Here is a 26139-nt window from a genome sequence, read left to right as displayed (position 1 = left end):
TTCATCCTGATCGCATAGAATCGGTGCAATAGCGGTTGCCGCTATGTCCTGCTTTCTCTGCGGTCATGCCGGCCGTCAGCATCGGTTGGTTTCATGGCGTCCAAGCCTCTCTCGCCCGACAAACAGAAGCTCGCCGCGGAAGAGGCGGCAGAGCTCGACGACAAGCTCGCCTCCGCTGCCAAGCCGGACCTCGAAGAGGACGAGGACGGCGAAGACGAGGGGGATGACGCGCTCGACGATGATGATGACGATGAGGACGAGGACCTCGTCGTCTTTACCGCGCGCGAAGCAGCCGGCGCGCTCGCGACCATCGTCGGATTCGTCAAACCCTATCTGACGAACTACAAGCGGATGCTGTCATACGTGGCGTTCGGCGTCTTCGTGGAGACGCTCTTCAACGTCATCATGCCGCTCAGCCTCAAGTTCCTGATCGACGAGGCGCTCGGGGAGGAGGATTTCCAGGCGCTGTACAAGATCCTCGGCGTGCTTGCGGTCGCCGGCATCTTCACCTCGATCGTTGCCGTCTGGTACGAGCGCTGGGATGCGCGGCTCGCCGCCTGCATCATCTCCGACGTCCGCAAGCGGCTGTTCGAGCACGTCCAGGACCTGCCGGCGGGTTATTTCGGCCGCACCAGGCGCGGCGAGATCCTGTCGCGCTTTTCGGTCGATCTCTCGGCCTTTGAAGGCTCGGTCAAGACCTTTGCCAACAGTGCCGCGCTGCCGTTCCTGGAACTGGTCGCGGGCATCATCCTGATGCTGTTCCTGAACTGGCAGCTTGCCGTCGTCGCGCTGCTGGTGTTTCCGATCACGCTGATCGGCCCGCGGATCCTGACGTCCAAGGCGGTGCAGGCCAACTACGAGCAGAAGCTCAACGAGTCGGCGCTGCTCGGCATGGTGCAGGAGAACGTGGCCGCCCAGGCCGTGATCAAGGCGTTCAGCCTGCAACGCAAGATGTTCGGCTTCTTCACCTTGCGCAATGACGAGACCCGCAACAGGATCGCCTCGGCGGCGTTCCTCTCGACCATGGTGGAGCGGACGGTCACCATCTCGGTGCTCCTCCTGCACCTCGTGGTGCTCGCGATCGGCGCGTATCTCGCGACCAAGGGCCAGATCACGATCGGCACCTTCGTCACCTTCGAGAGCGCGTTCTGGGAGGTTTCCTACAACATCGCTCATGTGATGCATTTCATCCCGGTGTCGATCTCCTCGGCCGCCGCGATTCGCCACATCCAGGAACTGCTCGACGAGCCGACCCGCGGCGCCGATCGCCCCGGCGCGCCCGATCTGCCGCGTATCACCAACGACATCACTTTCGATCACGTCACCTTCCGGTATGAGGGCAGTCAGACGCCGGTGCTGGACAATCTCAGCCTCAAGCTCAATGCCGGCAAGCGCATCGCGATCGTCGGTCCAAGCGGCTCCGGCAAGAGCACGCTGCTCAATCTGATCCTGCGGCTCTACGTGCCCGACGAAGGTCGCGTCACCATCGACGGCGTCGACGTTCGCAAGGTGACGCTGGATTCGCTGCGCCGGAGCATGGCGGTGGTGTTCCAGGAGAACATGCTGTTCAACATGTCGATCCGCGAGAACATCCGGCTCGGCAAGGAGGGGGCGACCGACGCGGAGGTGGAGGAGGCGGCCAAGAAGGCCGAGATCCACCGCTACATCATGAGCCTGCCGCAGCGATACGACACGCCGGTCGGCGAGCGTGGAGACACGCTGTCCGGCGGCCAGCGCCAGCGTATCGCGATCGCGCGCGCAATCATCCGCAACCCGTCGGTGCTGCTGCTGGACGAGGCCACCTCGGCGCTCGACCAGACCACGGAAGCCGCGATCAACCGCACGCTGCTCAAGATCGCCAAGGGCCGTACCATGATCTGGTCGACTCACCGCCTGACCTCGGTGGTCGAGATGGACGAGATCATCGTGATTTCAGGGGGCAGGGCGATCGAGCGCGGCTCCCACGCCGAATTGCTCGCCAGGAACGGTGCCTATCGCAAGCTGTGGAACGACCAGATCCACCAGCCGCATGGCGCGCCGGCTCATGACGACGACAGAAGCGACGACGACGAAGACGATGACGAAGAGGGCGAGGAGTGACCGGGGCCGGGCACTGCAGCTTCCGGCTCGGTGATTCCCGGATGCAAATCGTTCGGCCGGAGCTGCGCCACTGATTTTTTGGCCTCCTTGGGTTGGCCCTATCAACTCCTGCCGACTGATCAGCGTTGCCCGGAGATCGCTGACGTGACCGGGTGTCACGGCGGCAATTGCGCTGGATCCCCGCCGCACAAGGCGGATTCGTTCAAAGGCGCGGAAAAGAGCTTCGGCTTGGTAATAAAAGTATATTTAATCCGGGTATAATTTCGTCGGAGCCGACAGAGCAGGCCCTTCGTTCCCCGATCGGGCTGGCGTGGTGAGGGCGCGGAAGAAGCTATTTCTGCAGGCGCATGAAGCGCTTTCTGACTGTCGTTTCGCCTTGACTGGACCGATTCTCGCCTATAGAAAGCGCCTCACTTAACGACAGGCGGTGAGCATCGCCAGCGTCGGAACGGGCCACCCGTTGATCCCAAAGGACTAGATCCACGAGGGATCGCTCAAGGCGGGCACCAACCTCGACGAATGCCGCTCAAACGCTGTCGATCATAGCTAGGCAATGCCAGTGCGACTTTAGTTCTCTTGAGCACGTTCTCTTGAGATCGAATTCGGATGCATGACCTCAGTGCGCGGGCCGCGGCTTTACGCTGAACGGCTTCGATACTGCGGTCCTCTGTGGCGTCGAAGCGCTTTCCGCTCGCTGATCGAGCGGTTGGCGCAATTTCGCTTTGTGCGGATTGTTCGCATGAGGTGGCCTCGTCGGGCGGGTGGCTCGAAAGAATTTGCGGTTCCGGCAACGGGCCGCGGCAAGACAGCGGACCCGGAGGGGGCCGCGGCAGAACAAAGGGTAAGGCCAGGATGCCGACGATCAACCAGCTGATCGCTCAACCGCGTGAAGTGCAGAAGTCGCGCAAGAAGGTGCCGGCGCTGCAGCAGTCGCCGCAGAAGCGTGGTGTTTGCACCCGCGTCTACACCACGACCCCGAAGAAGCCGAACTCGGCGCTTCGTAAGGTCGCCAAGGTGCGCCTGACCAACGGCTTCGAGGTGATCGGCTACATCCCCGGCGAGGGCCATAACCTCCAGGAGCACTCGGTGGTCATGATCCGCGGTGGCCGCGTCAAGGACTTGCCGGGCGTGCGCTACCACATCCTCCGCGGCGTTCTGGATACCCAGGGCGTCAAGAACCGTAAGCAGCGTCGTTCGAAGTACGGCGCCAAGCGTCCGAAGTAAGCGGGAACCAAGTCCATGTCTCGTCGCCATTCTGCTGAAAAGCGTGAAGTCCTTCCCGATCCGAAGTTCGGGAACATCATCGTCACGAAGTTCATGAACTCGGTGATGTACGCCGGCAAGAAGTCGGTCGCCGAAGGTATCGTCTACGGCGCGTTCGGCCTCATCGAAAGCAAGACCAAGCAGAGCCCGCTCGGCGTGTTCGAGCAGGCGCTCGAGAACGTCATGCCGACCATCGAGGTGCGCTCCCGCCGCGTCGGCGGCGCGACCTACCAGGTTCCGGTCGAGGTTCGTTCGACCCGCCGTCAGGCTCTGGGCATCCGCTGGCTGATCGCCGCTGCGCGCGAGCGCAACGAGAAGACGATGACCGAGCGGCTCTCGGCGGAGCTCCTGGACGCATCGAATAATCGGGGGAACGCCGTCAAGAAGCGCGAAGACGTGCACCGCATGGCGGAAGCCAACCGCGCCTTCTCGCACTATCGCTGGTAACGGCGCCACACTCGGACTCGCAAGGAACGACCCATGCCCCGCCAACATGCCATCGAGGACTACCGTAACTTCGGTATCATGGCGCATATCGACGCCGGCAAGACCACGACGACCGAGCGCATCCTCTATTACACCGGCAAGAGCCACAAGATCGGCGAAGTGCACGAAGGTGCCGCGACGATGGACTGGATGGAGCAGGAGCAGGAGCGTGGCATCACGATCACTTCGGCTGCCACCACCGCGTTCTGGAACGGCAAGCGCCTGAACATCATCGACACGCCTGGCCACGTCGACTTCACCATCGAGGTCGAGCGCAGCTTGCGCGTGCTCGACGGCGCCGTCTGCGTGCTCGACTCGAACCAGGGCGTCGAGCCCCAGACCGAGACCGTCTGGCGCCAGGGCGACAAGTACAAGGTTCCGCGCATCGTCTTCGCCAACAAGATGGACAAGATCGGTGCGGACTTCTTCAAGTGTCTGTCCGACATCGTCGACCGTCTGGGCGCGAAGCCCGTCGCGATCCAGCTTCCGATCGGTGCTGAAAACAACTTCAAGGGTCTCGTCGACCTCGTGAAGATGAAGGGCGTCGTCTGGAACGATGAATCGCTCGGCGCCAAGTTCGACTATGTCGACATTCCGGAAGACCTCGTCGACCAGGCTAAGGAATACCGCGAGAAGATGGTGGAAGCCGCCGTCGAGCTCGACGACGACGCCATGGCCGCCTATCTCGACGGCAAGGAGCCGGACGAGGCGACGCTGAAGAGGCTGATCCGCAAGGCGGTGCTGACTGGCGCGTTCTATCCCGTGCTGTGCGGCTCGGCCTTCAAGAACAAGGGCGTGCAGCCGCTGCTCGACGCCGTCGTCGATTATCTGCCGTCGCCGCTCGACGTGCCTGCGATCAAGGGCACCGATGACAAGGGCAACGAAGTCGTGCGCAAGGCGGACGACAAGGAGCCCCTGGCGCTGCTCGCGTTCAAGATCATGGACGACCCGTTCGTCGGCACCATCACCTTCTGCCGCATCTACTCCGGCATTCTGCAGAGCGGCACCGGCGTCGTGAACTCGACCCGTGAGAAGAAGGAGCGGATCGGGCGCATGCTCCTGATGCATGCGAACAACCGCGAGGACATCAAGGAAGCCTATGCCGGCGACATCGTCGCGCTGGCCGGCCTGAAGGAAGCGCGCACCGGTGACACGCTGTGCGATCCCGACAAGCAGGTGATCCTCGAGAAGATGGAATTCCCCGAGCCGGTCATCGAGATCGCGATCGAGCCGAAGTCCAAGGCCGACCAGGAGAAGCTGGGCGTGGCGCTGGCCAAGCTCGCCGCGGAGGATCCGTCCTTCCGCGTGTCGACCGACCACGAGTCCGGCCAGACCATCCTCAAGGGCATGGGCGAACTCCACCTCGACATCAAGGTCGACATCCTCAAGCGTACTTACAAGGTCGACGCCAATATCGGCGCGCCGCAGGTGGCTTTCCGTGAGCGCGTCACCAAGCGGGTGGAGCACAGCTACACCCACAAGAAGCAGACCGGCGGTACCGGCCAGTTCGCGGCCGTGTCGTTCATCGTCGAGCCGAACGAGCCCGGCAAGGGCTACGAGTTCGAATCGAAGATCGTCGGCGGCGCGGTGCCGAAGGAATACATCCCCGGCGTCGAGAAGGGCCTGGAAAGCGTGCTGTCGTCCGGCGTGGTCGCGGGCTTCCCCGTGGTCGACGTCAAGGTGACGCTCGTCGACGGCAAGTACCACGACGTCGACTCGTCGGCGCTCGCCTTCGAAATCGCTTCGCGCGCCTGCTTCCGCGAAGCGCTGCAGATGGGCAAGTCCGTCCTGCTCGAGCCGATCATGAAGGTCGAAGTGGTGACCCCGGAAGACTACACCGGCTCGGTCATCGGCGATCTGAATTCCCGGCGCGGTCAGATCCAGGGACAGGACATGCGCGGCAACGCCAACGTCATCAACGCGATGGTGCCGCTCATGAACATGTTCGGTTACGTGAACAATCTGCGCTCGATGAGCCAGGGTCGCGCGACCTTCACCATGCAGTTCGACCACTACGCAGAAGCGCCGGCCAACGTGTCGGCAGAAGTCCAGAAGAAGTTTGCCTGATTGTCGTCGGTCTCAAGCTGACGATTGAACGGAGAGTCAAATGGCCAAAGCAAAGTTTGAACGTAACAAGCCGCACTGCAACATCGGCACCATCGGTCACGTCGACCATGGCAAGACGTCGCTGACCGCGGCGATCACCAAGATCCTCGCCGAGACCGGCGGTGCGACGTTCACCGCGTACGACCAGATCGACAAGGCGCCGGAAGAGAAGGCCCGCGGCATCACCATCTCGACCGCGCACGTCGAGTACGAGACGCAGAATCGCCACTACGCCCACGTCGACTGCCCCGGCCACGCCGACTACGTGAAGAACATGATCACCGGCGCGGCCCAGATGGACGGTGCGATCTTGGTCGTGTCCGCCGCTGACGGCCCGATGCCGCAGACCCGCGAGCACATCCTGCTCGCCCGCCAGGTCGGCGTCCCCGCGCTCGTCGTGTTCCTCAACAAGTGCGACATGGTCGACGATCCGGAGCTGCTCGAGCTCGTCGAGCTCGAAGTCCGCGAACTGCTCTCGAAGTACGAGTTCCCCGGCGACAAGATCCCGATCATCAAGGGTTCGGCGCTCGCCGCTCTCGAAGACTCCGACAAGAAGCTCGGCCACGATGCCATCCTCGAGCTGATGCGCAACGTCGACGAGTACATCCCGCAGCCGGAGCGTCCGATCGACCAGCCGTTCCTGATGCCGGTTGAAGACGTGTTCTCGATCTCGGGCCGCGGCACCGTGGTGACCGGCCGTGTCGAGCGCGGCGTCGTCAAGGTCGGCGAGGAAATCGAGATCGTCGGTCTCCGCGCCACCCAGAAGACCACCGTCACCGGCGTTGAAATGTTCCGCAAGCTGCTCGATCAGGGCCAGGCGGGCGACAACATCGGCGCGCTGCTCCGCGGCACCAAGCGTGAGGACGTCGAGCGCGGCCAGGTTCTGGCCAAGCCCGGTTCGGTCAAGCCGCACACCAAGTTCAAGGCTGAGGCCTACATCCTCACCAAGGAAGAGGGCGGTCGCCACACTCCGTTCTTCACCAACTACCGTCCGCAGTTCTACTTCCGCACCACCGACGTGACCGGTGTCGTGCACCTGCCGGAAGGCACCGAGATGGTGATGCCGGGCGACAACATCGCGATGGAAGTGCACCTGATCGTGCCGATCGCGATGGAAGAGAAGCTCCGCTTCGCGATCCGCGAAGGCGGCCGCACCGTCGGCGCCGGCGTCGTCGCCTCGATCATCGAGTAACAAGCGAATAGGGAATGGTGAGTGGCGAATAGGGAATTCTATTCGCTACTCGCTACTCGCCACTCTACTCAAAGAAAGCACGGCAATGAACGGCCAAAACATTCGTATCCGTCTCAAGGCGTTCGACCATCGTATCCTCGATACGTCGACCCGCGAGATCGTGAACACGGCGAAGCGCACCGGCGCGCAGGTCCGCGGACCCATTCCGCTGCCCACGCGCATCGAGAAGTTCACCGTCAACCGTTCGCCCCACGTCGACAAGAAGAGCCGCGAACAGTTCGAGATGCGCACGCACAAGCGCCTGCTCGACATCGTCGATCCGACCCCGCAGACCGTCGATGCTTTGATGAAGCTCGACCTGGCCGCCGGTGTCGACGTCGAGATCAAGCTCTGAGCAAGACCCCGAGAAGTGGGCACCGGTTCTCTGACCGGATCTTGCTCACTACGAAGATTAGCTAGTCCGCAAGGACAGAAAGAACAGGAAGCAAGCCGATGCGCTCCGGAGTGATCGCACAAAAGGTCGGGATGACGCGGGTCTTCACGGAGGCCGGCGAACATATCCCCGTGACCGTGCTGAAGCTCGGCAATTGCCAGGTCGTAGGCCACCGCACCGAAGAGAAGAACGGTTACGTCGCGCTCCAGCTCGGTTCTGGCAGCCGCAAGACCGTTTACATGCCGAAGGCCGAGCGCGGCCAGTTCGCGGTCGCCAAGGTCGAGCCGAAGCGGCGGGTCGAGGAATTCCGGGTCAGCGCAGATGCGATGATCCCGGTCGGCGCCGAGATCCAGGCGGATCACTTCGTCGTCGGCCAGTTCGTCGACGTCACCGGCACCTCGGTCGGTAAGGGCTTCGCCGGCGGCATGAAGCGCTGGAACTTTGGCGGTCTGCGCGCCACGCACGGTGTGTCGATCTCGCACCGCTCGATCGGTTCGACCGGTGGTCGTCAGGACCCCGGCAAGACCTGGAAGAACAAGAAGATGCCCGGCCACATGGGTGTCGACCGCATCACCACGCTCAACCTTCGCGTCGTCCAGACCGATGTCGAGCGCGGCCTGATCCTCGTCGAAGGCGCCGTTCCCGGCTCCAAGGGCGGTTGGATCCGCGTGCGCGACGCCGTCAAGAAGCCGCTGCCGAAGGAAGCTCCGAAGCCCGGCAAGTTCAAGGTTGCTGGCGACGCGGAAGCCGCTCCGGCTGCGCAGGAGGCGTGAGATGGAATTGAAGGTCACCACCCTCGAAGGTAAGGAAGCCGGCTCGGTCCAGCTCTCCGACGCCATTTTCGGCCTCGAGCCGCGCGAGGACATCATCGCGCGCTGCGTGCAGTGGCAGCTCAACAAGCGCCAGGCCGGCACGCACAAGGCCAAGGGTCGCGCCGAGATCTGGCGCACCGGCAAGAAGATGTACAAGCAGAAGGGTACCGGCGGTGCTCGTCACGGCTCGGCCCGCGTGCCGCAGTTCCGCGGCGGCGGCCGTGCCTTCGGTCCGGTGGTGCGTTCGCACGCCACCGACCTGCCGAAGAAGGTCCGCGCGCTCGCTCTGAAGCATGCGCTCTCGGCCAAGGCCAAGGACGGCGATCTCGTCGTGATCGACAAGGCCGCGCTCGAGACCGCCAAGACCAAGGCGTTGCTCGGTCACTTCTCGGGCCTCGGGCTCACCAACGCGCTGATCATCGACGGCGCCGAGCTCAACAACGGCTTTGCCGCTGCGGCCCGCAACATCCCGAACATGGATGTGCTGCCGATCCAGGGCATCAACGTCTATGACATCCTGCGCCGTCAGAAGCTTGTTCTGACCAAGGCCGCCATCGATGCGCTGGAGGCGCGCTTCAAATGACGAAGAACATCGAGCCTCGCCACTACGACGTGATCCTGTCGCCGGTCGTGACCGAAAAGGCGACGATCGCCTCGGAGCACAACAAGGTGCTGTTCAAGGTGGCCGCAAAGGCGACCAAGCCGCAGATCAAGGAAGCGATCGAGAAGCTGTTCGACGTCAAGGTCAAGAGCGTCAACACGCTGGTCCGCAAGGGTAAGACGAAGATCTTCCGCGGCAATCTCGGCTCGCAGTCGAACTCCAAGCGCGCGATCGTGACCCTCGAAGAGGGTCACCGGATCGACGTGACCACCGGTCTGTAAGGTCGTACGACGATGGCACTGAAGACATTCAATCCCACGACGCCCGGCCAGCGCCAGTTGGTCATGGTCGATCGTTCGGCCCTGTACAAGGGCAAGCCGGTCAAAGCGCTCACCGAGGGCAAGAAGTCCTCGGGCGGTCGCAACAACACCGGCCGCATCACCGTGCGTTTCCGCGGTGGCGGTCACAAGCAGACGCTGCGTACCGTCGACTTCAAGCGCGAGAAGATCGACGTTCCCGCGACCGTCGAGCGGCTGGAGTATGATCCGAACCGCACCGGCTTCATCGCGCTGATCAAGTATCAGGACGGCGAGCAGGCCTACATCCTGGCGCCGCAGCGCCTGGCCGTGGGTGACACGATCGTTGCCGGCAACTATGTCGACGTGAAGCCGGGCAACGTCATGCCGCTCGGCAACATGCCGGTCGGCACGATCATCCACAACATCGAGGTCAAGATCGGGAAGGGCGGCCAGCTCGCCCGTTCCGCGGGCACCTATGCCCAGCTCGTCGGCCGCGACCAGGACTACGTCATCATCCGCCTGAATTCGGGCGAGCAGCGCCTGGTTCACGGCCGTTGCCGCGGCACGATCGGCGCGGTGTCGAACCCGGATCACATGAACACCTCGATCGGCAAGGCCGGTCGCAAGCGTTGGATGGGCCGCAGGCCGCACAACCGTGGTGTCGCGATGAACCCGATCGACCATCCGCACGGTGGTGGTGAAGGTCGTACCTCGGGCGGTCGCCACCCGGTCACTCCGTGGGGCAAGCCGACCAAGGGCAAGAAGACCCGCACCAACAAGTCGACCAACAAATTCATTCTCCTAAGCCGCCACAAGCGGAAGAAGTAAGGAACGCCGGACATGGTTCGTTCAGTCTGGAAAGGCCCGTTCGTCGAGGGTTCTCTGCTCAAGAAGGCAGATGCCGCGCGCGCGTCCGGCCGTCACGACGTCATCAAGATCTGGAGCCGTCGCTCGACGATCCTGCCGCAGTTCGTCGGCCTGACCTTCGGCGTCTACAACGGTCAGAAGCACGTGCCGGTGGCCGTCAACGAGGAAATGGTCGGTCACAAGTTCGGCGAGTTCTCGCCGACCCGGACCTTCCATGGCCACTCCGGCGACAAGAAAGCCAAGAAGGCTTGAGGATTACACGATGAGCAAACCTAAGCGCGAACGGAGCCTCGCCGAGAACGAGGCCAAGGCGGTCGCCCGGATGCTGCGGGTGAGCCCGCAGAAGCTCAACCTGGTCGCCCAGCTCATTCGCGGCCGGAAGGCGTCTGCCGCGCTCGCCGACCTGCAGTTTTCGCGCAAGCGGATCGCGGTCGATGTCAAGAAGTGCCTGGAATCGGCTATCGCCAACGCCGAGAACAACCATGACCTCGACGTCGACGATCTCGTCGTGGCGCAGGCCTTTGTCGGCAACGGCCTCGTGATGAAGCGCTTTGCCGCCCGCGGCCGCGGCCGCTCGGGTCGTGTCTACAAACCATTTTCGCAGCTGACGATCATCGTTCGTCAGGTCGAAGCCGAAGCAGCCGCTTAAGGGCGCAGGAGAACACGATGGGTCAAAAGATCAATCCGATCGGTCTGCGTCTCGGCATCAACCGGACCTGGGATTCCCGCTGGTTCGCCGGCAAGCAGGAATATGGCAAGCTGCTGCACGAGGACGTCAAGATCCGCGAGATCCTGCACAAGGAGCTGAAGCAGGCGGCCGTTGCCCGCATCGTGATCGAGCGTCCGCACAAGAAGTGCCGCGTCACCATCCACTCGGCCCGTCCGGGCGTGGTGATCGGCAAGAAGGGTGCGGACATCGACAAGCTGCGCAAGAAGGTCGCGGACATCACCTCGTCCGACGTCGTCATCAACATCGTCGAGATCCGCAAGCCGGAGCTCGATGCGACGCTGGTGGCCGAGTCGATCGCGCAGCAGCTCGAGCGCCGCGTGGCGTTCCGCCGTGCCATGAAGCGCGCCGTGCAATCGGCGATGCGCCTCGGCGCGGAGGGCATCCGCATCAATTGCTCGGGACGTCTGGGCGGTGCGGAAATCGCGCGGATGGAGTGGTACCGTGAAGGCCGCGTGCCGCTGCACACGCTGCGTGCCGACATCGACTACGGCGTTGCGACCGCGTTCACGACCTTCGGCACCTGCGGCGTCAAGGTCTGGATCTTCAAGGGCGAGATCCTCGAGCACGATCCGATGGCCCAGGACAAGAGAATGGCCGAAGGCGAGACGGGTGGCAGTGGTGATCGTGGCCGTCAGCGCCGCGACACGGCTGCAGCCTAAAGCCGCACAGGAATTTGAGGGCTTAAAGCCATGATGCAACCTAAGAAAACGAAGTTCCGGAAGGCGCACAAGGGCCGCATCCACGGCGTTGCGTCTTCGGGCGCGACGTTGGCGTTCGGCCAGTTCGGCCTCAAGGCGACCGAGCCTGAGCGCGTCACCGCGCGCCAGATCGAAGCCGCCCGTCGCGCGCTGACCCGTCACATGAAGCGCGCCGGCCGCGTCTGGATCCGCGTGTTCCCCGACGTTCCGGTATCCAAGAAGCCGGCCGAAGTCCGCATGGGTTCCGGCAAGGGTTCGCCGGAATTGTGGGTCGCGCGCGTCAAGCCGGGCCGGGTGCTGTTCGAGATCGACGGCGTCAACACCCAGACCGCGCGTGAGGCGCTGACCCTGGCGGCAGCCAAGCTGCCGATCAAGACGCGCTTCGTCGAGCGCATTGCGGAGTAATGGCCATGGCCCAGATGAAGATCGAAGACATCCGCGCGATGAGCCCCGACCAGCAGGATGACGCCATCCTGAATCTGAAGAAGGAGCGCTTCAACCTGCGCTTCCAGCGCGCCACCGGGCAGCTCGAGAACACCTCGCGCCTGCGCGAGGCACGCCGTGACATCGCCCGGATCAAGACCGTCGCCGCGCAGACGCGCGCCAAGAAGAAGTAAGAGGCTTACGAAGATGCCGAAACGTACTTTGCAGGGCGTGGTCGTCAGCGACAAGCAAGCCAAGACCATCGTGGTGCGGGTCGATCGCCGCTTCACGCACCCGATCTACAAGAAGACCATCCGCCGGTCGAAGAATTACCACGCGCACGACGAGAGCAACGAGTTCAAGCCGGGCGACATGGTGTGGATCGAGGAAACGAAGCCGATTTCGAAGTTGAAGCGCTGGGTCGTGATCCGGGGCGAACACAAGAAAAGCGCCTGATCTGTTGGCTCTAGCCGACTGACTTCAGGGAAATGTTGAGCGCCGGCTGGGCTGGCGCAAAGAGAAAGAGGACGAGGTGCATCAATGATTCAGATGCAGACCAACCTCGACGTGGCCGACAATTCTGGCGCACGCCGTGTCATGTGTATCAAGGTGCTCGGAGGCTCCAAGCGCCGCTACGCCACGATCGGCGACATCATCGTCGTGTCGATCAAGGAAGCGATTCCGCGTGGCAAGGTGAAGAAGGGCGACGTGATGAAGGCCGTCGTGGTGCGCGTCCGCAAGGACATCCGCCGCGCTGACGGTTCGGTCATCCGCTTCGACCGCAACGCCGCCGTCCTGATCAACAACCAGTCCGAGCCGGTCGGCACCCGTATCTTCGGGCCCGTGCCGCGCGAGCTGCGCGCCAAGAACCACATGAAGATCATCTCGCTCGCGCCGGAGGTGCTGTGATGGCTGCGAAGATCCGCAAGGGCGACAAGGTCGTCGTGCTGACCGGCCGCGACAAGGGCCGCACCGGCGAGGTGTTCGAGGTGCGTCCCGACGCCGGTACCGCGCTCGTGCGCGGCATCAACGTGGTCAAGCGTCACCAGAAGCAGACGCAGGCCCAGGAGGGCGGCATCATCTCGAAAGAGGCGCCGATCCAACTGTCCAACATCGCGTATGTCGGCAAGGACGGAAAGCCGACCCGCATCGGATTCAAGATTCTGGCGGACGGCAAGAAGGTCCGCATCGCCAAGAGCTCGGGAGCTGAGATCGATGGCTGAGGCCGCTTACACGCCGCGCCTGCGCGCGGAATATGATGCGAAGATCCGCACGGCTCTGACCGAGAAGTTCGGTTACGAGAACGTCATGCAGGTTCCGCGTCTGGACAAGGTCGTGCTGAACATGGGCGTTGGCGATTCCGTCAACGACCGCAAGAAGGCCGAGACCGCCGCTGCCGAGCTGACCCAGATCGCCGGCCAGAAGGCGATCGTGACCTATTCGCGTATCGCGATCGCGACCTTCAAGCTGCGTGAGAACCAGCCGATCGGCTGCAAAGTCACGCTGCGCAAGGCCCGCATGTACGAGTTCATCGATCGCCTGGTGACGGTCGCACTGCCGCGCGTCCGCGACTTCCGCGGCCTGAACCCGAAGAGCTTCGACGGCCGCGGCAACTACTCGCTCGGCATCAAGGAACACATCATTTTCCCCGAGATCGACTTCGACAAGGTCACGGAAGCCCGCGGTATGGACATCACCGTCTGCACCACGGCCAAGACCGACGAAGAGGCGAGGGCCTTGTTGACCGCTTTCAATTTCCCGTTCCGGCAGTGAGACGCTGACCTAGAGCCTCTCAAACGCGGATACCCAGGAGCCAAGCATGGCAAAGAAGAGTTCAGTCGAGAAGAACAACAGGCGCAAGCGGATGGTGAAGAACGCCGCCGCCAAGCGCGAGCGGTTGAAGGCGATCATCGCCGACAAGACGCTGCCGATGGAGGAGCGGTTCGCCGCGACCCTGAAGCTGGCGGAAATGCCGCGCAATTCGTCGGCGACCCGCATCCGCCTGCGCTGCGAGCTGTCGGGCCGCCCGCGCTCGAACTACCGCAAGAACAAGCTGTCCCGTATCGCGCTGCGCGACCTTGGCTCCAGGGGCCTGGTCCCCGGCCTCGTGAAGTCCAGCTGGTAAGGAGGGTCGTTTAGATGTCTACGCACGATCCAATCAGCGATCTGATCACCCGTATCCGCAACGCGCAGATGCGGTCGAAGACCAAGGTCTCCACGCCCGGCTCGAAGATGCGCGAGAACGTGCTCGAGGTTCTGAAGACCGAGGGCTACATCCGCGGTTACGCCACGCTCGAGCATTCCTCGGGCCGCAGCGAGATCGAGATCGAGCTGAAGTATTTCGACGGCGAGCCCGTCATCCGCGAGATTGAGCGCGTTTCCAAGCCCGGGCGTCGCGTCTACGCCTCGGTGAAGAACCTGCCGCGGGTGAACAACGGACTCGGGATTTCGGTGTTGTCGACGCCGAAGGGGATCATGGCCGACCACAGCGCGCGCGACGCGAATGTGGGCGGTGAAGTCCTCTTCACGGTGTTCTGAGAAGGATTTTTGATCCATGTCACGTGTTGGCAAAAAGCCTGTGACGGTGCCGTCGGGCGTTACTGCGACCGTCGACGGCCAGACCGTCAAGATGAAGGGGCCGAAGGGCCAGCTTCAGTTTATCGTCCATGACGACGTCGAGGTGAAGCTCGAGAACGGCCAGGTCAAGGTCAAGCCGCGGACCGAGACCAACCGCGCGCGGGCGCTGTACGGTACCGCTCGCGCCCAGGTCGCGAATCTGGTCGAAGGCGTCACCAAGGGCTTCGAGAAGAAGCTTGAGATCACCGGCGTCGGCTATCGCGCCGCGATGCAGGGCAAGAACCTGCAGCTCGCGCTCGGCTATAGCCACGACGTGATCTATCCGATCCCCGAGGGGATCACGATCACGGTGCCGAAGCCGACCGAGATCACGGTGGCGGGCAGCGACGTCCAGCGCGTCGGCCAAGTCGCCGCCGAGATCCGCTCCTATCGTCCGCCGGAGCCCTACAAGGGCAAGGGCGTGAAGTATGTGGGCGAATTCATCTTCCGCAAGGAAGGCAAGAAGAAGTAACGGAGCCGGTCATGTCGAAAGCCAAGGTTACGAATGCCCGGCGCAAGCGGAGTGTGCGGCTGAAGCTGCGCCGTTCCGCCGGCGGCCGTCCGCGCCTGTCAGTGTTCCGCTCGTCCAAGCACATCTACGCCCAGGTCATCGACGACCTGAAGGGCGAGACGCTGGCCTCTGCCTCCTCGCTCGAGAAGTCGATGCGCGACGGCGGCAAGACCGGCGCCGACATCGATGCGGCGAAGGCGGTCGGCAAGTTGCTGGCCGAGCGCGCGGCCGAGAAGGGCGTCAAGGAAGTCGTGTTCGATCGCGGCAGCTATCTCTACCACGGGCGCGTCAAGGCTCTGGCCGACGCGGCGCGTGAGAGCGGGCTGAGCTTCTAACAGAATTTGAGGATTGAGGCGCAAGCCTCTGAAGGATTGGAAAAACCATGGCAGCTGAACGCGAACAACGTGGTGGACGCGATCAACGCGGCGGCGGACGTGAACGCAGGGAGCGCGAGGAGCGCGACAGCGAGTTCGTCGACAAGCTCGTCCACATCAACCGCGTGGCCAAGGTCGTCAAGGGCGGCAAGCGCTTCGGTTTCGCAGCGCTGGTCGTGATCGGCGACCAGAAGGGTCGTGCCGGCTTCGGTCACGGCAAGGCGCGCGAAGTGCCCGAGGCGATCCGCAAGGCGACCGAGTCCGCCAAGCGCAACCTGACGCGCGTGTCGCTGCGCGAGGGCCGCACGCTCCATCACGACATCGCCGGCCGTCATGGCGCGGGCCGTGTCTACCTGCGTGCAGCTCCGGCCGGTACCGGCATCATCGCCGGCGGTCCGATGCGCGCCGTGTTCGAAACGCTGGGCGTCCAGGACGTGGTGGCAAAGTCGATCGGCTCGTCGAACCCGTACAACATGGTGCGCGCGACCTTTGACGCGCTGAAGCACCAGGATTCGCCGCGTTCGGTCGCAGCCCGTCGCAACATCAAGGTGTCCACCCTCCAGTCCCGTCGTATCGGCGGCGATGCCGAGGCGGCTGCCGACTAACGGAAGCTTTTCGGAGTAGACTCCTATGGCCAAGGCCGCAAAGACGATCAAGCTCGAGCAGACCGGCAGCGCGATCCGCCGCCATCACTCGCAGCGTTCGACGCTGATCGGGCTCAAGCTCAACAAGATCGGCCGTATCAGCGAACTGCCGGACACCCCGGCGGTCCGTGGCATGATCGAGAAGGTTCACCATCTCGTCCGTATCGTCGACGAGAAGTAAGCAAAGGCGCACGATCCCGAGGAGCGGGAAGCGGTTTTCGGTGAAGATCGTGCGCAAGACACAAGGAGAAGGGCGATGAAGCTCAGCGATATCGCCGACAACGCCGGCTCGCGCAAGAAGCGTATGCGCGTCGGCCGCGGCATCGGTTCCGGCAAGGGCAAGCAGTCCGGCCGCGGCGGCAAGGGCCAGACCGCGCGTTCGGGCGTGCGCATCAAGGGTTTCGAAGGCGGCCAGATGCCGATGCATCGCCGTCTGCCCAAGCGCGGCTTCAACAACATCTTCCGCATCGAGTTCGCCGAGATCAATCTCGACAGGCTCCAGGAAGCTGTCGATGCCAAGAAGATCGATACCGGCAGCGTCGTGAACGTCGAGGCCCTGGTGAAGGGCGGCGTGCTGCGCCGCGCCAAGGGCGGTCTGCGGCTGCTCGGCCGCGGCGAGCTCAAGTCCAAGCTCAACATCGAAGTGCATGGCGCCACCAAGACCGCAATCGCGGCGGTGGAGAAGGCCGGTGGCTCGGTGAAGATCCTCGCCCCTGCCAAGGAAGAAGGCGAGGCGGCGTAACAACTGCGTCATTGGCCCGCGGCTCGCGGGCCTTTACGCATGCGGGACGTGGACTTATCGAAGCCGAGCCCCAGATAATGTCCGGCGTCCGCTAAAGTAGCCCGGCCGCGGGCATGACGGCGCAACAGGCGGCGGGAGAAAGTCCAAGATGGTCTCTGCAGCGGAACAACTGGCAGCCAATCTCAATTTCGGCGCGTTCGCCAAGGCCGATGAACTGAAGAAGCGCATCTGGTTCACCCTGGGTGCGCTGCTCGTTTATCGGCTCGGGACCTACATCCCGCTGCCCGGCATCGATCCGAACATCTGGGAACAGGTGTTCCGGTCCCAGGCGGGCGGCATCCTCGGCATGTTCAACATGTTCGCCGGCGGCGGCATCCACCGCATGGCGATCTTTGCGCTGAACATCATGCCGTACATCTCGGCCTCGATCATCATCCAGCTCCTCACCACCGTCTCGCCGCAGCTCGAGGCGCTGAAGAAGGAAGGCGAGGCCGGTCGCAAGACGCTGAATCAGTACACTCGCTATCTGACGGTCATCTTGGCGGCATTCCAGTCCTACGGGATCGCGGTAGGCCTCGAAGGCGCCGGCAACGTTGTCAGCGAGCCCGGCATGTTCTTCCGCCTGTCCACGGCGATCACGCTGACCGGCGGCACCATGTTCCTGATGTGGCTGGGCGAGCAGATCACCTCGCGCGGCATCGGCAACGGCATCTCGCTGATCATTCTCGCCGGCATCGTCGCCGAGCTGCCCGCGGCGCTCGCCAACATGCTCGAGCTCGGCCGCCAGGGCGCGATGTCGACAGGCCTGATCCTGGTCGTCATCATCATGGCCGTCGCCGTGATCGCCTTCATCGTGTTCGTGGAGCGCGCGCAGCGCCGCCTCCTGATTCAGTATCCGAAGCGCCAGGTCGGCAACAAGATGTTCGAGGGCCAGTCCTCGCATCTGCCGCTCAAGCTCAACACCTCGGGCGTGATCCCGCCGATCTTCGCGTCCTCGCTGCTCTTGCTGCCGACCACGGTTGCGAACTTCAACGCGGGCAGCGGGCCGGAGTGGTTCCAGTGGATCAACACCCAGCTCGGCCATGGCCGTCCGCTGTTCCTGATCATGTATCTTGCGCTGATCGTGTTCTTCGCCTTCTTCTACACCGCGATCGTGTTCAACCCGACCGAGACCGCGGACAATCTGAAGAAGCACGGCGGCTTCATTCCGGGCATCCGTCCTGGCGAGCGCACTGCCGAATATATCGACTACGTGCTGTCGCGCATTACGGTGCTCGGCGCAATTTATCTGGCGATCGTCTGCTTGATTCCCGAGATCCTGATCTCCTACGCGTCGGTGCCGTTCTATTTCGGCGGCACCTCGCTGCTGATCGTCGTCAGTGTGACCATGGATACGGTGGCGCAGGTCCAGGGCTATCTTCTGGCCCATCAGTATGAGGGCCTGATCCGGAAGTCCAAGCTGCGTGGCCGCCGTAGATGAGCAGGGAGCTCGCGCGCCGAATCGCTTTCACGATCGGCGCGCTTCTCCTCTTCAGGCTGGGCACGCAGATCCCGATCGCGGGGCTGGATGTTTCGCGTCTCTCGTCGCTACCCGATTTCAACGGCCGCCTTTCGCTGTTTTCGCTCGGCCTCGTTCCCTATCTGACTGCGGCGATCTTCCTCCGGTTGCTGTCTGTCGTGTGGCGCGGCCTTAGTTCGCTCGAGCGGTCGGGCGAGGAGGGCCGACGCAAGGTGGCCCGTGCCACGCTCGGACTCACGCTGGCTCTTGCCGCTTTTCAGGCTTACGGCATCTCCTCCGCGCTGATTTCCATTCCGCAACTCGTCAGGAATCCCGACGGCTGGTTCGTGATGACGGCCACGGCCTCGATGATTGGCGGCGTCTTTGTGCTGGTGTGGCTGAGCGAACAGATCACCCGCTACGGCATTGGCAACGGTCTGGCGCTGATCTTGAGTGTCGGCATGCTCGTCTCTCTGCCGCGAGACGTCGCCGGCATCGCAGACGTCGTGCGGAGCGGGGCGATCTCGGGCAATCTCGTGCTCTTCCACGCCGTGTTATGGGTCGCGACCGTCGCTGTGATCGTGCTTGTCGAAAGCGCACGGCGAAATGTTCGGGTCGAGTTCGGCGCGCTCAATGTCGGCGCGCGGCAACTGCCGGTGCGCGAAGCGGTGCTGCCGATCAAGCTCAACAGCGCGGGGTTCCTGATTCCGGTCACCATGGCGCCATGGATCTTCTTTCTCCCGCTCGCTCTTGCGGGCGTCGTCATGGGCGCCGATCACCCCTTGGTCGCCGCGGCCTATCGCCATCTTCAACTCGGGCAGCCGGCGCACCTCATCCTCGTGTCCGTCGCGGTGTTCGTGCTGGCCTTCATCTACACCGCTTATGTCATCGATCCCGAATACACGGCCAAATCCCTGGCGCAACGTGACGGCATCATTTCCGGTGTCGCGCCCGGCGAGGCGACCGCCGCCTATCTCGATCGCGTCGTGTCATTGACGACGGTCGTCGGAGCCGTCTACCTGACGGCGTTGCAGTTGATTCCGGAGGTGTTCGACCTTTACGGGATCGGTCTGCCTTATAGTATGGTCGTCAATGGTGGTGCGGCGCTGGTTGTGGTTTGCACCGCTCTTGATATCAAAGCACAGGTGCGCGACGTATCGCTCACCAATCCGGGGGGCGTACGCCGATGAGAATTATACTTCTGGGACCGCCGGGGTCGGGCAAGGGGACCCAGGCGCAACTCTTGGTGCAGCGCTATGGCATCGTCCAGCTCTCGACCGGCGAGATGCTACGCGCGGCGGTTGCGGCTGGAACGCCGGTCGGGCTGAAGGCCAAGGAGATCATGGCCAGTGGCGGCCTCGTTCCGGACGAGGTCGTGGTCGGAATCATCTCCGACCGGATCGACCAGCCGGACGCCAGGAACGGTTTCATCCTCGATGGTTTCCCGCGCACCGTGCCGCAGGCCGAGGCGCTGGATGAGCTGCTCAAGCAGAAGCATCTCAAGCTCGACGCCGTGATCGAGCTCCGCGTCAACGAGAGCGCACTGCTGAGCCGCGTCGAGACCCGTGTCGCCCAGATGCGGGAGCGCGGGGAGGAGGTCCGGCTCGACGACACCCCTGAGGTCCTGACCAAGCGGCTGGCCAGCTACCGCAGCCAGACGGAACCGCTGATTCACTACTATTCCGAGCGTCGGAAGCTCTCGACCATCGACGGCATGATGGCCATCGACGAGGTCACCCGCGCCATCCACCGCCAGCTTCTGGCGCTCGGCGCGGTCGAGCCCAAGACCCACTCCAGAAGCGCGGCCAAGACGGCGCCGGCCAAAAAGGCCAAGGCGGCGAAGAAATCGGCCAAAAAACCGGCCAGAAAACCGGCCAAGGCAGCCAAAACGGCGGCCAAATCGGCCAAAGCCGCCAAAAAGGCGGTCAAGAAAGCCGTGAAGGGTTCCAAGACTGCTACTAAGGCCGCGACCAAGAAAACGGCCAAAAAGGCCGCAAAAGCGACCGCCAGGAAGGCTGTCAAAAAGGGTGCCAAAAAGACCGCAAAAAAGGTCACGAAAAAGCGAGCCAAGCGCTAGCAGCGGTTGACGAAAGCCCCCGGAATCCCCTAATAAGCCCCGCATCCAAGTCGGATAGTTTCAGACGATGCCGGGCCCCAGGAAGACCGGGGGTGGGCGTCGTGTTCGCGTTTGTGAACACCTGCCCGAGAACACAAGCACTTAAAGCCCGATCCTGACGAGGATCGGCGACAGGAGAGAAGGCCGTGGCCCGTATTGCCGGCGTGAACATTCCCACCAACAAGCGCGTGCTGATCGCGCTCCAGTACATCCATGGCATCGGTCAGAAGATCGCCAGTGAGATCCTGGAGAAGGTGAAGATCCCCGTGGATCGTCGCGTCAATCAGCTCAGCGACGCCGAAGTGCTCCAGATCCGCGAAGTCATCGACCGCGACTATCTCGTCGAGGGCGATCTTCGTCGCGAGGTCGGTATCAACATCAAGCGTCTGATGGACCTCGGCTGCTATCGCGGCCTGCGTCATCGTCGCGGTCTGCCGGTGCGCGGCCAGCGCACTCACACCAATGCGCGCACGCGCAAGGGTCCGGCCAAGGCCATCGCCGGCAAGAAGAAGTAAACTCGCGAATAGGCAATGGCGAATGGCGGGTAGGGAACATCCCTATTCGCCATTCGCTACTCACTATTTTCTTCCACAGGTGTAGCCGCTGGCATTACGGCGGCGTTTGAGATCTTCAGGAAAGGGACTCAATGGGCAAGGAAGCCACCCGCGTTCGTCGTCGTGAGCGCAAGAACATCGCCTCCGGCGTCGCGCATGTGAACTCGTCGTTCAACAACACGACCATCACCATCACCGACGCGCAGGGCAACACGATTGCCTGGTCCTCGGCCGGCACGATGGGTTTCAAGGGCTCGCGCAAGTCGACCCCGTACGCCGCGCAGGTCGCTGCCGAAGACGTCTCCAAGAAGGCGCAGGAGCACGGCATGCGCACGCTGGAAGTCGAAGTCGCCGGCCCCGGTTCGGGCCGCGAGTCGGCGCTCCGCGCGCTCCAGGCCGCGGGCTTCACCGTCACCTCGATCCGTGACGTGACAACGATCCCGCACAACGGTTGCCGTCCCCGTAAGCGTCGGCGCGTTTGATACCAAGTTGCGGGCGCATCGGCGCCCGCGATGACTTTACTAAGAAGCCGCGGGAATGATCTGCGGCCTTTCTCCAACGCCAGTATTTGAACTGTCAAATTGACTGGCCTGTATGGGTGAAACAGTGACGATCCAGAAAAATTGGCAAGAACTGATTCGGCCGAACAAGCTCCAGGTCACGCCCGGCAGCGATCCCTCGCGTTTTGCGACCATCGTCGCCGAGCCGCTCGAGCGTGGTTTCGGCCAGACCCTCGGCAACGCGCTGCGCCGGATCCTGCTCTCCTCGCTCCAGGGCGCGGCGGTGCAGTCGGTGCACATCGACGGCGTGCTGCACGAGTTCTCCTCGATCGCGGGCGTCCGTGAGGACGTCACCGACATCGTCCTCAACATCAAGGACATCTCGATCAAGATGCAGGGCGAAGGCCCCAAGCGCATGGTCGTGAAGAAGCAGGGCCCGGGCGTCGTCACCGCCGGCGACATCCAGACCGTCGGCGACGTGGTCGTGCTGAACCCCGATCTGCAGATCTGCACGCTCGACGAGGGTGCCGAGATCCGCATGGAGTTCACGGTTTCCACCGGCAAGGGTTACGTGCCCGCCGAGCGCAACCGTCCCGAGGACGCGCCGATCGGCCTGATCCCGGTCGACAGCCTGTACTCGCCAGTCCGCAAGGTCTCCTACAAGGTCGAGAACACCCGCGAGGGCCAGATCCTCGACTACGACAAGCTGACCATGACGATCGAGACCAACGGCGCGCTCACGCCGGACGATTCGGTGGCCTACGCTGCGCGCATCCTGCAGGATCAGCTCAACGTGTTCGTCAACTTCGAAGAGCCGCGCAAGGAAGTCGCCCAGGAGATCATCCCGGACCTCGCCTTCAACCCGGCCTTCCTCAAGAAGGTGGACGAGCTCGAGCTGTCGGTGCGTTCGGCCAACTGCTTGAAGAACGACAACATCGTCTACATCGGCGACCTCGTGCAGAAGAGCGAAGCGGAAATGCTCCGCACTCCGAATTTCGGTCGCAAGTCGCTGAACGAGATCAAGGAAGTGCTGGCCCAGATGGGTCTGCACCTCGGCATGGAAGTGCCGGGCTGGCCGCCGGAGAACATCGACGAGCTCGCCAAGCGCTTCGAGGATCATTACTGAGCGAATGGCGAGCAGGGAGTGGCGAATGGGGAAGAACTATTCGCTACTCACCATTCGCCACTCGCTGACTTGGGCGAACGCAGGCAGCCCACCTGAGCAACATGTCCGACGAACCGTCGCGGCAGTTCATATGTAAGGAATAAACACATGCGTCACGGCAAGGTTCATCGGAAGCTCAACCGCACGGCCGAGCACCGCCGCGCGATGTTCGCCAACATGGCGGCCTCGCTGATCAAGCACGAGCAGATCGTCACCACGCTGCCCAAGGCCAAGGAGCTTCGCCCGATCGTCGAGAAGCTCGTCACCCTCGGCAAGAAGGGCGGCCTGTCGCTGCGCCGCCAGGCGATCGCGGAGCTGCGCGACGTCGACATGGTCAAGAAGCTCTTCGACACGCTCGCGACCCGCTACAAGGACCGGCAGGGCGGCTACACCCGCATCATCAAGGCCGGCTTCCGCTACGGCGACAACGCCGCGATGGCCGTGATCGAGTTCGTCGATCGCGACGTCGACGCCAAGGGCCAGGATTCCGGTCCGGTGCAGGAGAAGGAAGCCGAGGCGGCGTAAGCCGATCGGCGGATATGAATTGAAGCGGCGCCTTTCCGGGCGCCGTTTTTGTTTGGACGCATAGGGCGGGTTCGCCCATGTACATGCGCTTCCTCACGCGTCAGTGAGCCCGATTGCGGCATCACAGGTCGCTCCCGATATCTCCGTCATCAGCCATGGAGACATCGCATGAACATCGACCTTACCGGAAAGACCGCCCTCGTCACCGGCTCGACCGCCGGCATCGGCCACGCCATAGCCAGGGGCCTTGCCACCTCGGGCGCGAGCGTCGTCATCAACGGGCGCGGCCAGGACAAGGTCGATGCCGCCGTGCGCAAACTGGAAGGGGCGGGCGCCAAGGTGCGCGGCATCACCGCCGACGTCTCGACCGCGGCGGGCTGCAAGGCACTCGTCGCGGCGTTGCCCGAGGTCGACATTCTCATCAACAATGCCGGCATCTTCGAGCCCAAGGATTTCTTCGATATCCCGGACGAGGACTGGAGCCGCTTCTTCGAGGTCAACGTGATGAGCGGCGTGCGGCTGTCGCGCGCATACATGAAGGGCATGCTCGAGCGCAACTGGGGCCGCATCGTCTTCATCTCCTCGGAGTCCGGGCTCAACATTCCCGTCGAGATGATCCATTACGGCATGACCAAGACGGCCCAGCTTTCGGTCGCGCGCGGCCTGGCGCAGCTCACCCGCGGCACCGGTGTCACCGTCAACTCCGTGCTGCCGGGCCCGACCATGTCGGAGGGCGTCGAGACGTTCGTCAGGGATCTCGCCAAGCAGAATGGACAGTCGGTGGACGAGGCTGCTGCGAACTTCGTCAAGCAGCATCGCCCGAGCTCGCTGCTGCAGCGCTTTGCCAGCGTCGAGGAGATCGCCAACATGGTGGTCTATGTCGCCTCGAAGCAGGCGTCGGCCACCAACGGTGCAGCGCTGCGCGCCGAGGGCGGCATCGTCAACACGATCGCCTGAGGCGACGCGCATGGCGGCCTATGTGATCTCCGAGGTCGAGGTGCGCGACAGAGCCGCGATGGAGGCCTACCGCACGCTCGCGGCGCAGACCATTGCCCAATATGGCGGCCGCTATCTCGCGCGCGGCGGCGCCGCTGACGTGGTGGAGGGCGGTCCGCCGGCGAAGTCGATCATCATCGTGGAGTTTTCTTCGTTGGCGCGGGCGCGCGAATGGTACGCGTCGGCCGAATATGCCGAAGCACTCAAGTTGCGGCAGACGGCGTTGGAGCAGCGGCTGATGTTCGTGGAGGGTGTTGCGCCGTAGCGAAGTTCGTCATGGCCGCGCTTGGCGCGGCCATCCACGACCTTCGCCACTCCACCAAGAACGTGGATGCCCGGGACAAGCCCGGGCATGACGAAGTGTTGCGGCTGCTACCACCCCTCCAGCACGATCTTGCCGCGCGACTTGCCGCTTTCGAGCAGCGCATGGGCTCGCTTGAGGTTGGTGGCGTTGATCGTGCCGAAGGTCTGGTCGAGCGTGGTGCGCAGCACGCCCTTGTCGATGAGGTCGGCTACATCATTGAGCAGATGATGCTGCGCGATCATGTCTGGCGTCTGGAACGAGGAGCGCGTGAACATCGATTCCCAGTGCACCGAGATGGCCTTGCCCTTGAACGTGCTCATGGCAAATTCCGGGGGATCGTCGATCAGGCCGAACTTGCCCTGCGGGGCCATGAAGTCCGCAATCGCCTTGTAGTGCTGGTCGGTGAAGGTCAGGCTCGCCACCAGCGCGACCGGCGGCAGCTTCAGCTTGTCGATCTGCTCCTTCATCGGCTTGCCGTGGTCGATCACCGCATGGGCGCCGAGATCGAGGCACCATTTCTGCGACTCCGGCCGCGTCGCGGTGGCAAGTACCGTCAGCCCGGTGAGGCGGCGGGCAAGTTGGATCAGGATCGAGCCGACGCCGCCGGCGCCGCCCGTGATCAGGAGCGTGCGCGGATCGACGCTCTTGCCGGGTACCGCGCCGAGCCGGTCGAACAGCAATTCCCAGGCGGTGATGGAGGTGAGGGGAAGGGCGGCTCCTTGCGCGAACGACAGGCTCTTCGGCTTGTTGCCGACGATGCGCTCGTCGACCAGGTGGAACTCGGCGTTGGTGCCCTGGCGCAGGATCGAGCCGGCATAGAACACCTCGTCGCCCGGCTTGAAGAGCGTCACGTCGGGTCCGACGGCATCGACCACGCCGGCCGCGTCATAGCCGAGGATCTTCGTCTCGCCCTCGGGCGGAGCTGCGCGCTTGCGCACCTTGTAGTCGACCGGATTGGCCGAGATCGCCTTCACGGCGACGCGGATGTCGCGCCCCTTGGGCTCGGGCTTGGCGGTCTCGAAATCGATCAGTGAATCCGCATCCTCGATCGGAAGCGATTTTTTGTAGCCGACGGCCTTCATGGCTTGTCTCCATCAGATGGGCTGTTCGCCTGCCGCTCTAACTGTCGCCCTGGCTTCAAATTGGCAAGTACTGTAAATTTGGGGATATAGTCCCTGTTTGGATACTACTGGGAAAACACGCATGAAGCGGCGCAATTTTGCCCGTCGTCCCGGCTGCTCGGTCGAGGCGACGCTGGACCTGATCGACGGCAAGTGGAAGGGCGTGATCCTCTACCACCTCCAGAGCGGCACCCAGCGTTTCGGCGAATTGCGCCGCCGGATGCCCGGCATCACCCAGCGCATGCTCACGAAACAGCTGCGCGCGCTCGAGGAGGACAAGCTGGTCATCCGCAAGGTCTATGCCGAGGTGCCGCCGCGCGTGGAATATTGCCTGTCCGAGCTCGGCGAGAGCCTCAGGCCTGTCATCGACATCCTGAAGGCCTGGGGCGAGAGTCATCAGGAACGGCTGTCCTGCGCGCCGCCGCCGGTGGTGGTGAGGAAGCCGAAGCGCGCGGCGTGAGTA

37 protein-coding genes are annotated in these 26139 nt (G+C 63.3%); 36 read left to right on the top strand and 1 reads right to left on the bottom strand.

Annotation, left to right across the window (positions count from 1 at the left end; translation table 11 throughout):
- Nucleotides 1-93 precede the first annotated feature (93 nt).
- The 35 genes from ABIA42_RS18240 to ABIA42_RS18070 all read left to right on the top strand — a co-directional run bounded on the left by ABIA42_RS18240 (nt 94) and on the right by ABIA42_RS18070 (nt 24516).
- Nucleotides 94-2100: an ABC transporter ATP-binding protein gene (locus ABIA42_RS18240; RefSeq protein WP_370122682.1), complete on the top strand. Its 2007-nt coding sequence runs from the start codon at nt 94-96 to the stop codon at nt 2098-2100.
- Between the two features lie 852 nt (nt 2101-2952).
- On the top strand, nt 2953-3324 hold the full coding sequence (gene rpsL / locus ABIA42_RS18235; protein ID WP_007603006.1) for a 30S ribosomal protein S12: 372 nt from the start codon (nt 2953-2955) through the stop codon (nt 3322-3324).
- A 15-nt stretch (nt 3325-3339) separates the two neighbouring features.
- Nucleotides 3340-3810 (top strand): 30S ribosomal protein S7, encoded by a 471-nt coding sequence (gene rpsG, locus ABIA42_RS18230; RefSeq protein ID WP_194393362.1) that lies wholly within the window; start codon nt 3340-3342, stop codon nt 3808-3810.
- 33 nt (nt 3811-3843) lie between these two features.
- Nucleotides 3844-5916, top strand: a complete 2073-nt coding sequence (fusA, locus tag ABIA42_RS18225; protein WP_028177964.1) for an elongation factor G — start codon at nt 3844-3846, stop codon at nt 5914-5916.
- 40 nt (nt 5917-5956) lie between these two features.
- Entirely contained in the window at nt 5957-7147 is a 1191-nt protein-coding gene (gene tuf, locus ABIA42_RS18220; protein ID WP_028177965.1) for an elongation factor Tu, read from the top strand.
- An 85-nt stretch (nt 7148-7232) separates the two neighbouring features.
- Nucleotides 7233-7541: a 30S ribosomal protein S10 gene (gene rpsJ, locus ABIA42_RS18215; protein ID WP_002712302.1), complete on the top strand. Its 309-nt coding sequence runs from the start codon at nt 7233-7235 to the stop codon at nt 7539-7541.
- A 98-nt stretch (nt 7542-7639) separates the two neighbouring features.
- Complete coding sequence (gene rplC / locus ABIA42_RS18210; RefSeq protein WP_024342448.1) at nt 7640-8353, top strand: 50S ribosomal protein L3; 714 nt, start codon at nt 7640-7642, stop codon at nt 8351-8353.
- Nucleotide 8354: 1 nt separating this feature from the next.
- Nucleotides 8355-8975 carry a 50S ribosomal protein L4 gene (gene rplD / locus ABIA42_RS18205; RefSeq protein WP_035709574.1) on the top strand — a complete coding sequence of 207 codons (621 nt, stop codon included), beginning with the start codon at nt 8355-8357 and terminating at the stop codon, nt 8973-8975.
- Complete coding sequence (locus tag ABIA42_RS18200) at nt 8972-9274, top strand: 50S ribosomal protein L23 (RefSeq protein ID WP_007603019.1); 303 nt, start codon at nt 8972-8974, stop codon at nt 9272-9274. Before rplD ends, ABIA42_RS18200 begins: the two co-directional genes overlap by 4 nt.
- Nucleotides 9275-9286: 12 nt before the next feature.
- Complete coding sequence (rplB, locus tag ABIA42_RS18195) at nt 9287-10120, top strand: 50S ribosomal protein L2 (RefSeq protein ID WP_092294147.1); 834 nt, start codon at nt 9287-9289, stop codon at nt 10118-10120.
- 12 nt (nt 10121-10132) lie between these two features.
- On the top strand, nt 10133-10411 hold the full coding sequence (gene rpsS, locus ABIA42_RS18190; RefSeq protein ID WP_008136357.1) for a 30S ribosomal protein S19: 279 nt from the start codon (nt 10133-10135) through the stop codon (nt 10409-10411).
- Between the two features lie 10 nt (nt 10412-10421).
- Entirely contained in the window at nt 10422-10808 is a 387-nt protein-coding gene (gene rplV / locus ABIA42_RS18185; protein WP_024342451.1) for a 50S ribosomal protein L22, read from the top strand.
- Nucleotides 10809-10825: 17 nt separating this feature from the next.
- Nucleotides 10826-11548: a 30S ribosomal protein S3 gene (rpsC, locus tag ABIA42_RS18180; protein ID WP_028177968.1), complete on the top strand. Its 723-nt coding sequence runs from the start codon at nt 10826-10828 to the stop codon at nt 11546-11548.
- Nucleotides 11549-11578: 30 nt separating this feature from the next.
- On the top strand, nt 11579-11992 hold the full coding sequence (gene rplP, locus ABIA42_RS18175; protein WP_008136349.1) for a 50S ribosomal protein L16: 414 nt from the start codon (nt 11579-11581) through the stop codon (nt 11990-11992).
- A gap of 5 nt (nt 11993-11997) precedes the next feature.
- A complete protein-coding gene (rpmC, locus tag ABIA42_RS18170) occupies nt 11998-12204 on the top strand; it encodes a 50S ribosomal protein L29 (protein WP_011088144.1) in 207 nt (68 codons plus the stop codon).
- A gap of 13 nt (nt 12205-12217) precedes the next feature.
- Entirely contained in the window at nt 12218-12466 is a 249-nt protein-coding gene (gene rpsQ / locus ABIA42_RS18165) for a 30S ribosomal protein S17 (RefSeq protein WP_028177969.1), read from the top strand.
- A gap of 84 nt (nt 12467-12550) precedes the next feature.
- Nucleotides 12551-12919: a 50S ribosomal protein L14 gene (rplN, locus tag ABIA42_RS18160; protein ID WP_007603030.1), complete on the top strand. Its 369-nt coding sequence runs from the start codon at nt 12551-12553 to the stop codon at nt 12917-12919.
- A complete protein-coding gene (gene rplX / locus ABIA42_RS18155; protein ID WP_028177970.1) occupies nt 12919-13233 on the top strand; it encodes a 50S ribosomal protein L24 in 315 nt (104 codons plus the stop codon). The genes rplN and rplX overlap by 1 nt, the downstream gene beginning before the upstream one ends.
- Nucleotides 13226-13783, top strand: coding sequence for a 50S ribosomal protein L5 (gene rplE, locus ABIA42_RS18150; RefSeq protein ID WP_018647250.1), 558 nt, complete (start codon nt 13226-13228; stop codon nt 13781-13783). The genes rplX and rplE overlap by 8 nt, the downstream gene beginning before the upstream one ends.
- A gap of 46 nt (nt 13784-13829) precedes the next feature.
- The gene (gene rpsN / locus ABIA42_RS18145; protein WP_035673563.1) at nt 13830-14135 is read left to right on the top strand and encodes a 30S ribosomal protein S14; all 306 of its coding nucleotides are present in this window, start codon (nt 13830-13832) and stop codon (nt 14133-14135) included.
- A 14-nt stretch (nt 14136-14149) separates the two neighbouring features.
- Entirely contained in the window at nt 14150-14548 is a 399-nt protein-coding gene (gene rpsH / locus ABIA42_RS18140) for a 30S ribosomal protein S8 (protein WP_027554158.1), read from the top strand.
- A 16-nt stretch (nt 14549-14564) separates the two neighbouring features.
- Nucleotides 14565-15098: a 50S ribosomal protein L6 gene (gene rplF, locus ABIA42_RS18135; protein WP_028177973.1), complete on the top strand. Its 534-nt coding sequence runs from the start codon at nt 14565-14567 to the stop codon at nt 15096-15098.
- A gap of 11 nt (nt 15099-15109) precedes the next feature.
- Nucleotides 15110-15472 (top strand): 50S ribosomal protein L18, encoded by a 363-nt coding sequence (gene rplR, locus ABIA42_RS18130; RefSeq protein WP_024342458.1) that lies wholly within the window; start codon nt 15110-15112, stop codon nt 15470-15472.
- A 47-nt stretch (nt 15473-15519) separates the two neighbouring features.
- Nucleotides 15520-16116: a 30S ribosomal protein S5 gene (gene rpsE, locus ABIA42_RS18125; protein ID WP_014494507.1), complete on the top strand. Its 597-nt coding sequence runs from the start codon at nt 15520-15522 to the stop codon at nt 16114-16116.
- Nucleotides 16117-16141: 25 nt separating this feature from the next.
- On the top strand, nt 16142-16336 hold the full coding sequence (gene rpmD / locus ABIA42_RS18120; protein ID WP_027554162.1) for a 50S ribosomal protein L30: 195 nt from the start codon (nt 16142-16144) through the stop codon (nt 16334-16336).
- Between the two features lie 75 nt (nt 16337-16411).
- Nucleotides 16412-16897: a 50S ribosomal protein L15 gene (rplO, locus tag ABIA42_RS18115; RefSeq protein WP_271532407.1), complete on the top strand. Its 486-nt coding sequence runs from the start codon at nt 16412-16414 to the stop codon at nt 16895-16897.
- Nucleotides 16898-17045: 148 nt separating this feature from the next.
- The gene (gene secY / locus ABIA42_RS18110) at nt 17046-18377 is read left to right on the top strand and encodes a preprotein translocase subunit SecY (RefSeq protein WP_271532405.1); all 1332 of its coding nucleotides are present in this window, start codon (nt 17046-17048) and stop codon (nt 18375-18377) included.
- The gene (locus ABIA42_RS18105; RefSeq protein ID WP_271532404.1) at nt 18374-19585 is read left to right on the top strand and encodes a preprotein translocase subunit SecY; all 1212 of its coding nucleotides are present in this window, start codon (nt 18374-18376) and stop codon (nt 19583-19585) included. The genes secY and ABIA42_RS18105 overlap by 4 nt, the downstream gene beginning before the upstream one ends.
- A complete protein-coding gene (locus ABIA42_RS18100) occupies nt 19582-20472 on the top strand; it encodes an adenylate kinase (RefSeq protein WP_370122702.1) in 891 nt (296 codons plus the stop codon). The genes ABIA42_RS18105 and ABIA42_RS18100 overlap by 4 nt, the downstream gene beginning before the upstream one ends.
- 185 nt (nt 20473-20657) lie before the next feature.
- Complete coding sequence (gene rpsM, locus ABIA42_RS18095; protein WP_028137012.1) at nt 20658-21026, top strand: 30S ribosomal protein S13; 369 nt, start codon at nt 20658-20660, stop codon at nt 21024-21026.
- A 131-nt stretch (nt 21027-21157) separates the two neighbouring features.
- A complete protein-coding gene (gene rpsK / locus ABIA42_RS18090; protein ID WP_007603045.1) occupies nt 21158-21547 on the top strand; it encodes a 30S ribosomal protein S11 in 390 nt (129 codons plus the stop codon).
- Between the two features lie 112 nt (nt 21548-21659).
- A complete protein-coding gene (locus ABIA42_RS18085) occupies nt 21660-22691 on the top strand; it encodes a DNA-directed RNA polymerase subunit alpha (protein WP_124157683.1) in 1032 nt (343 codons plus the stop codon).
- A 147-nt stretch (nt 22692-22838) separates the two neighbouring features.
- Nucleotides 22839-23255 carry a 50S ribosomal protein L17 gene (rplQ, locus tag ABIA42_RS18080; protein ID WP_063682058.1) on the top strand — a complete coding sequence of 139 codons (417 nt, stop codon included), beginning with the start codon at nt 22839-22841 and terminating at the stop codon, nt 23253-23255.
- A 168-nt stretch (nt 23256-23423) separates the two neighbouring features.
- Nucleotides 23424-24212, top strand: coding sequence for an SDR family NAD(P)-dependent oxidoreductase (locus tag ABIA42_RS18075; RefSeq protein WP_271532396.1), 789 nt, complete (start codon nt 23424-23426; stop codon nt 24210-24212).
- Nucleotides 24213-24222: 10 nt separating this feature from the next.
- Complete coding sequence (locus ABIA42_RS18070; RefSeq protein ID WP_370122708.1) at nt 24223-24516, top strand: DUF1330 domain-containing protein; 294 nt, start codon at nt 24223-24225, stop codon at nt 24514-24516.
- 107 nt (nt 24517-24623) lie between these two features.
- On the opposite strand, the gene ABIA42_RS18065 is transcribed toward ABIA42_RS18070, so the two are convergent.
- The gene (locus ABIA42_RS18065) at nt 24624-25637 is read right to left on the bottom strand and encodes a zinc-binding alcohol dehydrogenase family protein (protein ID WP_271532392.1); all 1014 of its coding nucleotides are present in this window, start codon (nt 25635-25637) and stop codon (nt 24624-24626) included.
- 121 nt (nt 25638-25758) lie between these two features.
- Between ABIA42_RS18065 and ABIA42_RS18060 the strand changes: the two genes are divergently transcribed.
- Nucleotides 25759-26136, top strand: coding sequence for a helix-turn-helix domain-containing protein (locus tag ABIA42_RS18060; protein WP_271532390.1), 378 nt, complete (start codon nt 25759-25761; stop codon nt 26134-26136).
- The last annotated feature ends 3 nt before the right edge of the window (nt 26137-26139 follow it).

It is taken from the genome of Bradyrhizobium sp. USDA 327, from assembly GCF_041262065.1.
GTDB classification, from domain to species: domain Bacteria; phylum Pseudomonadota; class Alphaproteobacteria; order Rhizobiales; family Xanthobacteraceae; genus Bradyrhizobium; species Bradyrhizobium liaoningense.
The sequence above is the reverse complement of the archived record's forward strand: the minus strand, read 5'-3'. Positions and strand labels throughout refer to the sequence as shown.